Source organism: Streptomyces sp. NPDC041129 (genome assembly GCF_055592265.1).
In genome coordinates, this window is sequence record NZ_JBVIYV010000004.1 from 322,793 (window position 1) to 336,179 (window position 13,387).

15 protein-coding genes and 1 pseudogene are annotated in these 13,387 nt (G+C 73.9%); 9 read left to right on the plus strand and 7 right to left on the minus strand.

The features are described 5' to 3' along the window. Window positions 1–7: 7 nt before the first annotated feature. Complete coding sequence (locus ACZ6B1_RS17070; protein WP_468779103.1) at window positions 8–181, minus strand: DUF397 domain-containing protein; 174 nt, start codon at window positions 179–181, stop codon at window positions 8–10. Here ACZ6B1_RS17070 and ACZ6B1_RS17075 point away from each other — a divergent pair. The 3 genes and pseudogenes from ACZ6B1_RS17075 to ACZ6B1_RS17085 form a co-directional block, all read left to right on the plus strand. Further along, window positions 128–495 (plus strand): annotated as a pseudogene (locus tag ACZ6B1_RS17075) (ATP-binding protein); the annotation flags it as partial. The gene ACZ6B1_RS17070 and the pseudogene ACZ6B1_RS17075 overlap by 54 nt on opposite strands. 156 nt (window positions 496–651) lie before the next feature. Further along, window positions 652–1,500 (plus strand): helix-turn-helix domain-containing protein, encoded by an 849-nt coding sequence (locus tag ACZ6B1_RS17080; RefSeq protein ID WP_468779105.1) that lies wholly within the window; start codon window positions 652–654, stop codon window positions 1,498–1,500. A gap of 52 nt (window positions 1,501–1,552) precedes the next feature. Beyond that, window positions 1,553–2,146, plus strand: a complete 594-nt coding sequence (locus ACZ6B1_RS17085) for a Uma2 family endonuclease (protein ID WP_468779107.1) — start codon at window positions 1,553–1,555, stop codon at window positions 2,144–2,146. Window positions 2,147–2,171: 25 nt separating this feature from the next. On the opposite strand, the gene ACZ6B1_RS17090 is transcribed toward ACZ6B1_RS17085, so the two are convergent. Both ACZ6B1_RS17090 and ACZ6B1_RS17095 read right to left on the minus strand, forming a co-directional pair. Then, the gene (locus tag ACZ6B1_RS17090) at window positions 2,172–2,639 is read right to left on the minus strand and encodes a DUF3592 domain-containing protein (RefSeq protein WP_468779109.1); all 468 of its coding nucleotides are present in this window, start codon (window positions 2,637–2,639) and stop codon (window positions 2,172–2,174) included. 11 nt (window positions 2,640–2,650) lie between these two features. Continuing rightward, a complete protein-coding gene (locus ACZ6B1_RS17095; protein ID WP_468779111.1) occupies window positions 2,651–3,577 on the minus strand; it encodes a DUF3027 domain-containing protein in 927 nt (308 codons plus the stop codon). A 406-nt stretch (window positions 3,578–3,983) separates the two neighbouring features. On the opposite strand from ACZ6B1_RS17095, the gene ACZ6B1_RS17100 reads away from it, so the two are divergent. The 4 genes from ACZ6B1_RS17100 to ACZ6B1_RS17115 all read left to right on the plus strand — a co-directional run bounded on the left by ACZ6B1_RS17100 (window position 3,984) and on the right by ACZ6B1_RS17115 (window position 7,513). Continuing rightward, complete coding sequence (locus tag ACZ6B1_RS17100) at window positions 3,984–5,387, plus strand: MFS transporter (protein WP_468779113.1); 1,404 nt, start codon at window positions 3,984–3,986, stop codon at window positions 5,385–5,387. 62 nt (window positions 5,388–5,449) lie between these two features. Further along, window positions 5,450–5,950 carry a DUF2771 domain-containing protein gene (locus ACZ6B1_RS17105; RefSeq protein WP_468779115.1) on the plus strand — a complete coding sequence of 167 codons (501 nt, stop codon included), beginning with the start codon at window positions 5,450–5,452 and terminating at the stop codon, window positions 5,948–5,950. After that, window positions 5,920–6,675: a futalosine hydrolase gene (locus tag ACZ6B1_RS17110; RefSeq protein WP_468779117.1), complete on the plus strand. Its 756-nt coding sequence runs from the start codon at window positions 5,920–5,922 to the stop codon at window positions 6,673–6,675. The genes ACZ6B1_RS17105 and ACZ6B1_RS17110 overlap by 31 nt, the downstream gene beginning before the upstream one ends. Further along, entirely contained in the window at window positions 6,659–7,513 is an 855-nt protein-coding gene (locus ACZ6B1_RS17115) for a 1,4-dihydroxy-6-naphthoate synthase (protein ID WP_468779119.1), read from the plus strand. Before ACZ6B1_RS17110 ends, ACZ6B1_RS17115 begins: the two co-directional genes overlap by 17 nt. A 51-nt stretch (window positions 7,514–7,564) precedes the next feature. On the opposite strand, the gene ACZ6B1_RS17120 is transcribed toward ACZ6B1_RS17115, so the two are convergent. Continuing rightward, window positions 7,565–7,948: a cold-shock protein gene (locus tag ACZ6B1_RS17120; protein ID WP_468779120.1), complete on the minus strand. Its 384-nt coding sequence runs from the start codon at window positions 7,946–7,948 to the stop codon at window positions 7,565–7,567. 163 nt (window positions 7,949–8,111) lie between these two features. Here ACZ6B1_RS17120 and ACZ6B1_RS17125 point away from each other — a divergent pair, with 163 nt between their 5' ends. Next, window positions 8,112–8,375 (plus strand): hypothetical protein, encoded by a 264-nt coding sequence (locus ACZ6B1_RS17125; protein WP_468779122.1) that lies wholly within the window; start codon window positions 8,112–8,114, stop codon window positions 8,373–8,375. On the opposite strand, the gene ACZ6B1_RS17130 is transcribed toward ACZ6B1_RS17125, so the two are convergent. After that, a complete protein-coding gene (locus ACZ6B1_RS17130) occupies window positions 8,339–8,968 on the minus strand; it encodes an HAD family hydrolase (protein WP_468779124.1) in 630 nt (209 codons plus the stop codon). The two genes, ACZ6B1_RS17125 and ACZ6B1_RS17130, sit on opposite strands and share 37 nt — an antisense overlap. Before the next feature lie 59 nt (window positions 8,969–9,027). Next, window positions 9,028–10,011, minus strand: coding sequence for a hypothetical protein (locus tag ACZ6B1_RS17135; RefSeq protein WP_468779126.1), 984 nt, complete (start codon window positions 10,009–10,011; stop codon window positions 9,028–9,030). A 123-nt stretch (window positions 10,012–10,134) separates the two neighbouring features. On the opposite strand from ACZ6B1_RS17135, the gene ACZ6B1_RS17140 reads away from it, so the two are divergent. Further along, window positions 10,135–12,666: a helicase C-terminal domain-containing protein gene (locus ACZ6B1_RS17140; protein ID WP_468779128.1), complete on the plus strand. Its 2,532-nt coding sequence runs from the start codon at window positions 10,135–10,137 to the stop codon at window positions 12,664–12,666. A 12-nt stretch (window positions 12,667–12,678) separates the two neighbouring features. On the opposite strand, the gene ACZ6B1_RS17145 is transcribed toward ACZ6B1_RS17140, so the two are convergent. Then, window positions 12,679–13,248, minus strand: a complete 570-nt coding sequence (locus tag ACZ6B1_RS17145; protein WP_468779129.1) for a hypothetical protein — start codon at window positions 13,246–13,248, stop codon at window positions 12,679–12,681. Window positions 13,249–13,387 lie beyond the last annotated feature (139 nt).

A 13,387-nucleotide genomic window follows, 5' to 3' on the forward strand; every position in this document is an offset into this window, starting at 1 on the left:
CCCGGCGTCAGCGGCGGGAGGCGTATACGACGAAGCTCGCCCAGGTGGCGGGGGTGACGGTCAGCAGGGGGCCCTCGTCCTGCTCGGAGTCGCGTATGTGGACGGTGGAGGACGTGGGAGCGACACGAACGCGGCCACGCACGGGCGGGTGACGGGCCGGGACTTCCGGCTCACGCTCCACGTCGTCGCGGACGTGCTGCGCATCGAAGTGACCGACACACGCGGCGAACGGCTCCCCCGCACCGGAGACCGGATCCGGACGGCGACTCGGGTCGCGGATCGCTGCTGGTCGACGCGCCGGCCGGCCGCTGGGGCGTCACCCCGGGCCTGACGCCCCGCAAGACGGTGTGGGCGGAGATCGCTCTGCCACCGAAACCCGGGAACTCGTGCTCCGGTCCGAGTGGCGCTCTTTCCCAAAGGACCACCAGGGAGAAAGAACCCCGCCAAGCCCCACCCCTCCCGCCCGCGACGGCGCACGCTCACTCGCCAGGGTGAACATCGCCAACGCGACTGGCGTGGCGGCCGGTTGATCGCTCTACGCTCGGCGCAGCAAGCACGGCAAATTTGGTGAACCGGCAAAAATAACGGCCCCCGGCCGGGAGTAGCGATCCCGATCGAGGGCCTGACCACCTAGGAAGCAAACCCTTCCCGATGGATACCCAGAACCGTAGCGCGCCCGTGCGCGCCCAGTCCCGAGTTGTCGCCAAGAACCACCCGAACCGGCGGTCGGCCGCCGGCGGGCTGATCCATGACAACACCCGTCACTCCGCCCGCTTCACGGTGATCGGCAATCACCTGGCCCAGCACCCGGAGCTCTCCGGTCTCGCGATCGGGCTCGGGGTGCACATCCAGTCGCTGCCCGCGGGGTCCCGCGTAGACATCAGGACCCTGACCGCCCGCTTCCCCGAGGGCGCGGTCCGGATCGCCGCCGCGCTGCGGGAGTTGGAGGCCCACGGATACCTGCGGCGCGAGCGGAAGCGCGGATCCGACGGCCGGATCGTCACGCGCACGGTCTCCTGCAACCAGCCGGGAGGCGGCGGGGACGCCCCCTCGGCGCCGCCGCCTGGGAAGAAGAAGGCCGTGAGCAGGGCGCTGCCGCCCGTACCGCGTCCGGCCCGGCCCTCTCCCGTCCTCGTCCGGCAGGCCACAGACCTGCTCGGGGACCTCCGCCGCCACGACTCCCGCCTGCTGCTGTCGGCCCGGGACACCGCGCATCTGGCGCCGGGTGTCGTCGCCTGGCTGGAGCGGGACGCGACGCCCTCGGCCGTACGGCACGCGCTGACCACGGGCCTTCCGGACGAGCCCCTGTGCCGCCCGGCCGCCCTGCTGGCCCACCGGCTGACGGCCCAGTTGCCGCCACCACCCCCGTTCCGCACCCCGGCACCCCCGCCGGCGGTCCGGCACCCGCTCCAAAACTGCGAGGGCTGCGACCGCGCCTTCCGCGCACCCGACCCGGGACTCTGCTCCGGCTGTCGCCCCGGACCACCGGACGCCGCCTAGCATGAAAGCGACGATCCTTGCCCCTGGGCACAGACGACGAGGAGCGAGCGCCATGACCATCGCGCCGGACAGCGAGCGACGGGGTGCCGACCACGTCTACCGGGCCATGCGGGACCTCATCGAGTCGATGGACGACACCATTCCCGGCAAGTTCGAGATCACCAAGGAAGGCATCGTCCACGACATGATGGCGCCCGTCAGGCCGCACGAACTCACCGTGCTGCGTCTTCGGAAACGCCTGGAGAAGGTGATGCCCGAGGAGATCGTGGCCCACACCGGTGAACCGGATGTGGAGGACGAGCCGGAAGGCATCATGCGGCGCCCCGACGTCATGGTCATCGCCGAGGCGGACATGGAGGGAGGCGGGTCGTTCGACCCGCGGACGCTGATCGCCGCCATCGAGATCGCTTCGCGTTCCAACCCGGACAACGACTGGGTCGGCAAGATGCGTGACTATCCGCTCCTGGGCATTCCGGTCTACGCGATCTTCGACCCCCGCACCGGCAGCGGCACTGTCCTCACCGACATCCACTCCACCCCCGACGGGCCGCGCTACGCGACCCGCAAGGACTTCGTCTACGGCGAGGACGTCACCATCGCCGACTGGACCATCTCGTCGGAGAACCTGCCGCTCTACGGCGACTGATCCGCGCCGGGCCCGCGACCGGAACTCAGCGGGAGCGGCGCCGCGTCACCAGGGCGACCGTCGTGCCGACGCCCGCGAAGACCAGGCCGATCCCGCCGAAGATCAGCGGCAGCAGCCACAGCGAGGCGAAGCCCTTGATCCGGGCGTCGTCGGGGGAATCCGCGTCGTAGAGGACTTCGACCTGCTCGCCCTTGTCGTACGACGGCGGGTTGGAGCCGAAGGAGCTCCGGAACGTCCGCCGCACACCGTCCGCCGAGGTGAACGCGACCACCGGGTACGCCACCGGGTCGTCGTGCGCCCGCTTCCTGCGGGAGCCGCTGTGGTCCTCGCGCCACTCCAGCGCGACCACGGTTCCCCGGGCGTGCTTCGCGTCCGACAGGAACGAGACCGACACGCCGGTGAGGATCAGCCCGACGATCAGGAACAGCGAACCGAACGCGATCGCCCCGAACGTGATCCATCGGACGGCACGCCGGTGCACCCCCACCCTCACGACGCCCGCCCTCAGGAGTGGCCGAGTTCCGCGGTCTCCGCGTCGCCCGCCTCCGGGACGGAGCCCGAGTCGCGGGCCGGGCGGAGCGGGAAGACGTCGATCCGGGTCTCGTCCACGACCGGCGGGGGCGGCTGCGGGGTCTTCGGCATGACGGCCGCCTCGGAGTGGCCGCCGCAGCCGTAGGACAGGGAGACCACATGGCCGTCGGCCGGGGAGAACTCGTTCGCGCAGACACCGAAGGCCTGGCCGAGCGAGCCGCCGATCGGGGTGAGGAACCCGCAGCTCGCGCAGGTGGCGGGGGCCGCCTGGGCCATCGGGGTCTGGGGGCCGAACGACTCCTCCCAGCGGTCGGCCGCGACATGCAGGCCGTAACGGGAGAGCACCCGCGCGCGCCGCATGCCCAGCTCTTCCGCCACCGAGGCGATCGAGCCGCGGACGGGCGTCGTGGGCTGGACGGCCGGGACACCCGGAGAGAGCTCCGCGTCCTCGGCCTCCGCCAGTTCCGCCATCTCGCCGGACACGACCGAGTTCGGCGGGGGCTCCTCCTCACCCGTGTAGCCGGGCTCCAGGCGCAGATCCTCCTGGTCGGTGGGGAGCAGGTCGCCGGGGCCGAGGTCGCCGGGGCGCAGGCGCTCGCTCCACGGCACCCACTCGGGGGCGAGGAGGGCGTCGGGGCCGGGGAGCAGGACCACCTCGTCCAAGGTAACGATCTTGGCACGGGAGGCGCGGGCGACCGTCGCGGCCCAGCGCCAGCCCCGGTAGCCCATCTCCTTGCACTCGAAGAAGTGCGTGACAACACGGTCGCCCTCCGACACCAGACCGACGTGCTCGCCCACCACCCCGGGTGCGGCGGCCTCTTCGGCGGCGGCGCGGGCGAGGTCGACGGCCTCGGCGCACAGACGGTCGGGGGTGCGGCTTCGCGTTGTCGCTGCGCTCACAGGTATCGCTTCTCTCCTACGCCGTCTGCAATGAGTGCGGCTGCCTCCGGCGGTTGGGGGGACGGAGCGGACCTGGGGGCCGCATCGACGTCCGCATCCGATCGCGCTCGGGCGCACCTCTGCCATCCATTCTGCGTTATGGCTGAGATACGCACGCTACCCGGTCGCCGGTGGTCGGGGACAGTCCGGCGCTGCCCGGCGATGTTTCCCGACCGGCAACGCGTGCCGGTTGGCCGAGAACCGGCCTCGGCGAACGGCCCGGTTGGCCGAAAAACGACCGGTCCGAGGGCCGGTGTCCGTCATGGGGTGATCGGGTGGCGGGCCGGCCTGCGCCCGGCCCGCCGCCAACGGGCCGGCCGACTCGCGTGAATTCAAACCGCACTATCGGGCGGGGTCTCGGGGCACTATGAACGACGTGGCAGCCACGGACAGGGGCAGCGTTCGGGGTGGCGGTTCGGGCCGGGTCGGCGGTGCCGTCCGCGCGGTCGGCCGTGCCCTGCACTTCCCCGTGACCGGCACCGCGCGCGGCATCCGCAAGGTCACGCACGCGCACGGCGCGGGCGAGTCGGGTCTCGGCAAGCTGATCGAGCTGCACGCGGTGAACGGCGCCGGGGACGTCATGATCACGGTCGCGCTCGCGTCGACCGTTTTCTTCTCGGTGCCGACCGACGAGGCCCGCGGGCGTGTCGCGCTCTACCTGGCCATCACCATGGCCCCGTTCACCGTGCTGGCGCCCGTCATCGGGCCCCTGCTGGACCGGCTGCCGCACGGGCGGCGGGCCGCGATGGCGGGGGCGATGCTGGCCCGGGCGCTGCTGGCGCTGATCATCTCGGGGGCCGTGGCGAGCGGAAGCCTGGAGCTGTATCCCGCGGCGCTGGGCGTGCTCGTCGCGTCCAAGGCCTACGGAGTGGTCCGCAGCGCGGTCGTGCCCCGGCTGCTGCCGCCCGCCTTCTCCCTGGTGAAGGCGAACTCCCGGGTCACCCTGGCCGGGCTGCTGGCCACCGGGGTGGCCGCGCCGGTCGCGGCGGGCCTGCACGCCCTCGGCGATCCCTGGCCGCTGTACGGGGCGTTCGTGATCTTCGTCGCAGGGACGTTTCTGTCCTTCTCCCTGCCGCCCAAGGTCGACTCCGCCAAGGGCGAGGACGTGGCGCTGCTCGCGGCCGACGAACAGCATCTGCACGGGCCGCGGCGCAAGCAGCAGGCCAAACGGCCGGGGCTGCGGACCGTGGGGCCCGCCGTCACGCACGCCCTCGCCGCCAACGCCGCGCTGCGCTGCCTGTCCGGCTTCCTGATCTTCTTCCTCGCCTTCCTGCTCCGCGAGCACCCGCTGACCGGCGAGAGCGCGGCGGTCTCGCTGGGGATAGTCGGAGTCTCGGCCGGGGCGGGGAACGCCCTCGGCACGGCGGTGGGCGCCTGGCTGAAGTCGAAGGCGCCCGAGATCATCATCGTGACGGTCGTCGCGGTGGCGCTCGGCACGGCCGTCGTGGCCGCCGTGTTCTTCGGGGCGTTCCTCGTGGCCTGCCTGGCCGCCGTCGCCGGGTTCGCCCAGGCACTGGCCAAGCTGTCGCTGGACGCGCTGATCCAGCGGGACGTGCCGGAGCAGGTGCGCACCTCGGCGTTCGCCCGGTCCGAGACACTGCTGCAGATGGCGTGGGTGTTCGGCGGCGCGGTCGGCATCGTGATGCCGCTCAACGGAGCCCTGGGCCTCGCCGTCGCCGCCACGTTCGTGGCCGCCGGCTGGCTGAGCACGCTGCGCGGGCTGCTCGCCTCGGCCCGGCACGGCGGCCGGACCAGGGCGCGAGTGGCGTAACGAACCGGGCACGCCGTACCCCACGTGGGCGGACGGCTACAGGTGCCCGATAGCCTTCGGCCATGACCACGCTGCCCCGCGGCGAAGCCGCTGATGTAACACGTGCTGTGCGACGCCGCCGCGCCGTCGCCGCCGCCGGCGCCGTTGTCGCCGGACTGCTCGTCCTGTCGGCCTGCGACAAGCCGACGCCCGTCGCGACCGTCACCATTGGCCGGGACTCGGTCAGCTCGGAGGCGCTCTGCTACAACGACGGCAAGGCGCTGGACGCCAAGTCGCTGGCGAAGTGCTCCAAGAAAGCGAAGGACATCGAGTCCATCAAGCTGGACCAGGACCAGACGGTCCGCTTCGGCGTCGACCCGAAGATCGCGGACGCCGGCTGGACGATCCTGGTGAACGGCAACCCGTTCTCCGAGTCCAGCCACCTGACCACGCGCACCCTCCCGTACAACGCGTTCTTCAACCAGCAGTACGGCACCCAGGGCGACACCAACACCGTGTCCGTCCAGATGGGCGCCAACCCGCCCAAGGGCCTGTGGTCCTTCAAGGTGAAGAAGGCGGGCTGACCACGCCTTCCGCACGCGTCCTCGTCGCCACCGCCGTCCCGGCCGAACGGGACGCGGTGGCGGGCGCGTTCCCCGGCGAGTCGGCCGCGGTACGGCTGCCGGGCACCGGACTCGTCCGGGTCCCGGGCGGCCCCGACCTGCTGGCCGCCGGTGTCGGACCGGCCCTCGCCGCCGCCACCACGGCCACCGCGCTCACCGCCGCCGCACTCGCCGGGACGCCCTACGACCTCGTGGTGTCCGCCGGGATCGGCGGGGGCTTCATGCCCGAGGCACCGCTCGGCTCGCTCGTCGTCGCCGACGCGATCACCGTGGCCGATCTGGGCGCCCAGACCGCCGACGGCTTCCTCCCGGTCACCGAACTCGGCTTCGGAACCGTCACCCACCGGCCGCCGGAATCACTCGTACGAGGAATTTCCCGGGCCACCGGAGCACGCGCCGGCACCGTCCTCACCGTCTCCACCGTGACCGGCACCGCCGCCCGCGCCGCCGAGCTGCGCGCCCGTCATCCCCGGGCCCTCGCCGAGGGCATGGAGGGGTTCGGCGTGGCAGAGGCGGCCGCCGCGCACGGCGTGCCCGTGCTGGAGATCCGCGCGGTGTCCAACCCGGTCGGCCCGCGCGACCGCGCCGCCTGGCGCATCGGCGAAGCCCTCGCCGCCCTCACCGAGGGCTTCGGGAAGCTCACGCCCGTACTGGAGAGTTGGAACCCGCATGACCGCAACCGCTGAGCAACTGCAGATCGCGTACTCGCCCTGCCCGAACGACACCTTCGTCTTCGACGCCCTCGCGCACGGCCGCGTCCCCGGCGCACCCGCGCTGGACGTGACCTTCGCCGACATCGACATCACCAACGGCATGGCCGAGCGCGGCGAGTTCGACGTGCTGAAGGTGTCGTACGCGGTGCTGCCGTACGTCCTGGAGGAGTACGCGCTGCTGCCGTGCGGCGGGGCGCTCGGCCGGGGCTGCGGTCCGCTGGTGCTGACCCGAGAGGCGGGGGCGGACCTGACGGGCCGTACGGTCGCGGTGCCGAGCGAGAAGTCCACCGCCTACCTGCTGTTCCGGCTGTGGGCCGCGGACACCCTGCCCGGCGGCGTCGGCGAGATCGTCGTCATGCCGTTCCACGAGATCATGCCGGCCGTGCGGGACGGCAAGGTCGACGCGGGGCTCGTCATCCACGAGGCGCGCTTCACCTACCAGAACTACGGGCTGCACAAGCTCGCCGACATGGGCGAGCACTGGGAGCGCACCACCGGGCTGCCGATCCCGCTGGGCGCGATCATCGCCAAGCGCTCGCTGGGCGCGGACACGCTGGGCCGGCTCGCCGAGTCCGTGCGCGCCTCCGTGCAGGCCGCCTGGGACGACCCGCAGGCGTCCCGGCCGTACGTGATGGAGCACGCCCAGGAGATGGACCCGGCCGTCGCGGACCAGCACATCGGGCTGTACGTGAACGAGTTCACCGCCGCTCTCGGCGAGGACGGCTACGCGGCGGTCCGCGGGCTGCTCACCCGCGCGGCGGCCGAGGGGCTCGTACCGCCCCTCGGTCCGGATGCGCTCGCCTTCCCCTAGGGCCTCCCGCCCGCGGCACCGGGGCCTGCTCGGCAGGCCCCGGGTCCGGGGTCAGACGTCGAGCTGGTCGGCGACCGCGCGCAGCAGGCCGGCGATCTTCTTGCCGGAGGTCTTCTCCGGGTAGCGGCCCCGCTCCAGGCCCGGCGTGATGTTCTCGAGAAGGGTCGTCAGGTCCTGCACGATCGAGGCCAGCTCGTCGGGCTTCCTGCGCTGGGCCGCCGCGACCGAGGGCGCCGGGTCGAGGATGGTCACCGAGAGCGCCTGGTCGCCGCGCTGACCGGCGACGACACCGAACTCCACGCGCTGTCCCGGCTTGAGCGCATCCACTCCGGCGGGAAGAACCGAGGAATGGACGAAGACGTCACCGCCGTCGTCGCGGGAGAGAAAGCCGAAGCCCTTCTCGCTGTTGAACCACTTGACTTTGCCGGTGGGCACGTCTGTCCTCGTCCTCGTACTCGTCGGGAAAACTGCTCGGAAACGGCTTCTGACAGCAGAGAGCGGGTCGACCATGACCCGCCGCAACCAAGGCTAATGGTCTTCGGGCGGGTGACAAGACGTCCCCCGGTTGTTCTCTCGCGCTGGGAACTACCCTGGTCGGGTGCGTGACAAAACCCAACCGAATTCCGCCGGACCCGGTGACCGACTGATCCGCGCCGGTGTCGTCGTGTTCTTCATCGGGGCACTGGCCACTCTCGTCACCGTGGCCCCGCTGCTTCTCGGTACCGAGCCCTTCCCGACGTTCATGTTCGGCTTGAGCATGCTCATGGCCGTCGGCTTCCTGATCGCCGGCGCGGGGATACTGCGCTCCGTCACCGCCGGGCGGCGTCAGGCCAGGGAGGCGGCGCCGGGCGCCTCGCGGTAGCCGGCCAGCCAGGCCGGGAACGCCGCGAGGTCGTCGAGCACCACGTCCGCACCGGCGGCACGCAGCTCGTCCCCGTCGCAGGGGCCGGTGGCCACGGCCACGGACAGCGCGCCCGCCGTACGGGCGCCGCGGACGTCACCCACGTGGTCGCCGACGTACACCCGCGCACCGTGCTCGCGCAGGGCCCGAGCCTTCTGCTCGGCCCAGAGGTCGCCGACCACCACGTCCGGTTCCAGGCCCAGGTGGGTGAGGTGCAGCTTGGCGTTCGGCTCGTACTTCGCCGTGACCACCAACGTCCGCCCGCCGGCCGCCCGCACCGCCTCCATCGCCTGCCGGGCCCCGGCCATGGCGGGGGTCGCGGTGATCGCGATCGTCGGGTACATCTCCCGGTACAGCCCGGCCATCTCGGAGACGTGCTCCGCCGGGAACCAGTTGATCAGCTCCTCGGCGAGGGGCGGGCCGAGCCGGGTCACCGCGAGGTCGGCGTCGATGTACGTGCCCGTCCGCTCCGACAGCGCGAGATAGCAGGCGCGGATGCCGGGGCGGGAGTCGATGAGGGTCATGTCCAGGTCGAAGCCGACGGTGAGGGTCATGGGCGTCATTTTGCCCGGGGTGCCGTTGCCGTCCGGGCCCGGGTGCCCGGTTTCCGGCTTCAGCGGGACCGCTGGGAGCGCCAGACCAGGTACAGGGCCGAGGCCACCGCCGCGCCCCGGACCACCCAGGGCCAGGTCTGGGTGAGGGCGTCGTTCATGTGGCCCCGGGCGATGGGGTCGCCCCAGCGGCCGGTGTTCCTGCCCCACAGCCAGACCAGGCCCGCCACCGCCGCCGAGCCGGGCAGGACCAGTACCGCCCACTTGCTCTCGGCCGGGGTCAGGCGCCGGGAGCCGTAGGCGGTCAGCCAGCCGAGGAGCAGCGCGAACCAGTTGCCGAGCACGGCGCCCGCGACCAGCGCGGCGGCGGCCAGCAGCAGGAGCGGGTTGGTCCAGCCGGCGGCCGGGCGGGGAAGCGGGAGCAGTCGGCGGCGCGCGGGGACCGGGGCCTCGTCGATCGCCTCCTGCGCCTCTTTCAGTTCCTCAGAGGCCGGTCGTTCCGTCTCCTCTGGGTCCTTCGGGGGGCGTTTGAGCAGGTCGGGGATCTCCACACCGCCCACGAAGCCCGGGACGGCGTCACCGGCCCCGGCGCCGAACGGGCTGTCCTCCACCCGCCACCAGTCGGGCCGCGCCGCGCTGTCCCCGAGCTCGTGCGCGGCGGCCAGGTGCGGCGGTGAGGCCCCCGCGCTCGGGGCGGGCCGCTCCGGTTCGGCGGGGCGCGGGCGCGGCACGACCCGGCGGAGCCCCTTGGGCCGCTCCAGCGGCTCCGGCTCGCGCTGCACGGGCACGGCGGTGACCGGCGGCTGCGGGGCCGCCGCGGCGCCGCCCGCGGCCTCGACCACCTCGTCCGGCGTACCGAGCCGGTCCAGGATGCGGCGCACGGCGTCCGGACTGTCCACCGCCGTCCTGGCGCGGTGCCGGTCGATCTCGTCGCGCAGTCGCGACACCAGCCGCATCCGGGTGGACGACGGCAACTGCCGTTGCTGAGCGACGTCCCCGACGCGGCTCAGATACTCGTAGACGACCTGATCGCTCTCGATCCCCACGGAACCCCTCCGGGGCGACGCCGATGAAACCCCTTGCCGATGAAACCCGTTGAGGAAGGTAGCGCAGTCCGGCATCGAACAGCCCGCCCGGCGTTCGGCACGGCACCCGCTAACGTGGGTCAGATGAGCCCCGAGGCCAACTCAGCCCCCCGTTCCCTCGCCGAATCGCTCCGCATGAGGGACGACGCCTCGCTGGCCGCGCTGCTGCGCAGCCGCCCCGATCTCATCACCCCCGTCCCCACCGACCTCACCCAGCTCGCCACCCGCGCCGGCACCCGCGCCTCGGTGCTGCGCGCGCTGGAGCGGCTGGACCGGTTCGCCCTGCAGACGGCGGAGGCGCTGGCGGTGGCCCCGGATCCGGCGTCGCACGGGACGCTGCTCGGCCTGATGGCGGGGGACGCGGGCGACGCGGCCGTGGCCGCCGCGCTGCCCCGCGCCGTCGCCGTCCTGCGCGAACAGGCGCTGGTGTGGGGCCACGACGACCGGCTGCGGCTGGTGCGCACCGCGCAGGAGCTGCTCGCGCCCTCCGCGCAGCACCCCTCCCCCACCGGTCTCGGCCCGAGCGTGCAGGAGGCCACCTCGGGCATGTCGCCGGGGCGGATCCAGGAGATCGTCACCTGCGCCGGGCTGCCCTCCACGCACGACTCGGTCTCCGCGGTGACCGCGCTGACCGCCCTGTTCAGCGACCGCGGGAAGATGGCCAAGCTGCTCGCCCAGGCGCCGGACGCCTCCCGGGAGGTGCTGTCCCGGCTGATGTGGGGGCCGCCGTACGGGCAGGTGACGCCGGAACCGGCGGCGCATCTGCGCTGGCTGCTGGACCGCGGCCTGTTGCTGCCGACCGCGCCCGGCACCGTGGTGCTGCCCCGCGAGGTGGCGCTGCACCTGCGCGAGGGCCGCGCCCACCGCGCGCCCGAGCCGCGGCCGCCCGCCGTGGAGCCCGCCGCCACGCACGGGGCGCAGGTGGTGGACGCCACCGCGGCCGGGCAGGCGTACACCGCGCTGGCCACCGTCGAGGAGCTGCTGAAGGACTGGGACGAGGGCGGGCCCGCCGTGCTGCGGGCCGGCGGTCTCAGCGTGCGGGACCTGAAGCGCACCGCCGTCGCCCTCGACGTGTCCGAACCGGTCGCCGCCTTCTGGATCGAGCTGGCCTACGCGGCCGGGCTGCTCGCCTCCGACGGCGAGGCCGACGAGCGGTACGCGGCCACGCCCGCCCACGACGAATGGCTGGACCAGCCCCCCGCCGAACGCTGGGCCCGGCTGGCCCAGGCCTGGCTGACGGCCACCCGGACGCCGGGGCTGATCGGCGGACGGGACGCCAAGGACCGTACGTTGTCCGCGCTGGGCCCGGGACTCGACCGGTCCGCCGCGCCCGAGGTACGGCACCGGGTGCTGACCCTGCTGGCCGGGCTCCCGGCGGGCGCGGCGCCGGCGGCCGAGGCGATCCTGGCCCGGCTGCGCTGGGAGCGGCCGCTGCGCGGTCACCGGCCGGACGACGAGGAGGATCTGCGCTCCCGGCTCGCCCGCTGGACCCTGGCGGAGGCGGAACTCCTCGGGATCACCGGGCGCGGTGCGCTGTCCGCGCACGGCCGGGCGCTGCTGGGCCCGGCCGCGGCCGGGCAGTCGTCCGCCACGGCGGAGTCATCCGGTCCCGGTGACAAGCTGCCCGTCCACCACCGCCCGGCCGGCCCCGCCGATCCGCTGACCTCCGCCGAGCAGGCCGTCGCCACCGGCGCGGCCGCCCGGCTCCTCGCGCCGCTGCTGCCCGAGCCCCTTGACCACGTGCTGCTCCAGGCCGACCTGACGGCGGTGGCCCCGGGCCCGCTGCGGCGGCCGCTCGCCGAGACGCTCGGGGTCCTCGCGGACGTCGAGTCCAAGGGCGGGGCGACCGTCTACCGCTTCACCCCGGCCTCGGTGCGCCGCGCGCTCGACGCCGGGCGGACCGCCACCGACCTGCACTCCTTCCTCACCGCGCACTCCCGTACGCCGGTCCCGCAGCCGCTGGCCTACCTCATCGACGACGTCGCCCGCAGGCACGGCCATCTGCGGGTGGGCGCGGCCTCCGCGTACGTGCGCTGCGACGACGACGCGGTGCTGAACGAGATCCTCGCCGACAAGCGGTCGGCCGCCCTGCGGCTGCGCCGGCTGGCGCCGACCGTCCTCGCCACCGAGGCGGACCCGGCCACACTGCTGGAGGGGCTGCGCGCGATGGGGTACGCGCCGGCGGCGGAGTCCGCCGAGGGGGACGTGCTCATCGCCCGCGCCCATGCCCACCGCACTCCGCCGCGCACCGCGCCCGAGCCGGTGCCGGACGGGCCGCCGCCGCCCGACACCACGCTGCTGTCGGCGGCGGTCCGGGCGATCCGGGCGGGCGACCTGGCCGCCACCGCGCCCCGCAAGACCACCGGCGCCGCTCCGGCCCCGGGCGAGCTGCCCCGCACCGGCTCCGCCGAGACCCTGGCCACCGTGCAGGCCGCGGTGCTGACCGGCGAGGCCCTGTGGATCGGCTACGTCAACGCCGAGGGCAGCGCCAGCCAGCGGGTGATCGCCCCGATCCGGGTCGAGGGCGGCTTCGTCACGGCGTACGACCACACGGCCGACGAGGTACGGACCTACCCCCTGCACCGCATCACCGGGGTCGCCGAGCTGGAGGAGTAGCCCGCGGGCCGGTCAGCAGCCCCGTACCGGAGCGTTCACCGGCAGGCCGAAGTGGTCGCGGGCGGCGGTCGCCAGGGCGCCGGACGGCATCGAGTCGCCGGTGTCCGCGTCCGTCCGGTGGTCGAAGTTGGCGTCCACCCACTGGGCGTAGCCCGCACCGTCCGGCGGGCGCTGCGTCGACACCACGCGGTAGCCGCCGGCCGCGCCCGTGTCCCGCCGCAGCCGCAGCACCTGGGGGCCCTGGGCGCCGCCGCACTCCAGCAGCACGCCCGCCCGCACCCCGTACTCCAGGCACAGCGTGCTCACGCCCGCCCGTACCAGGCCGTCGTGCTCCTCGAGGTCCCGTGCCTGCGCCCGGCAGAACCACCGCGCCCGGAGCCCGGGCACCGCCTCCCCGTACCCGCCGCCCCGGGAATCGGCCACCAGCCGGGCCTCGATCACCGGCCTGACCTCGCTCCACAGGCGCTCGTCGACACCCGCCGCCCGCCCGGCGCCGTCGGCGGCCGGTCCCATCGCCCACACCCCGGTCACCACCAGCACCCCCGTGGCCGCCAGACCGGTCCCCCACCTGCCCACAGACATCGCCCGACCTCCTCCGGGGCCGCGCCCCCGCGCCGCACCCGCACGTGAAGACCCGCGGCGGTCGCCCGGGGTTGCAGGCGGCCCCGCCGCGATCAGCCGCCGGTAGGGCACACTGGACGTTTGGCCGTGCGGAAGGGAA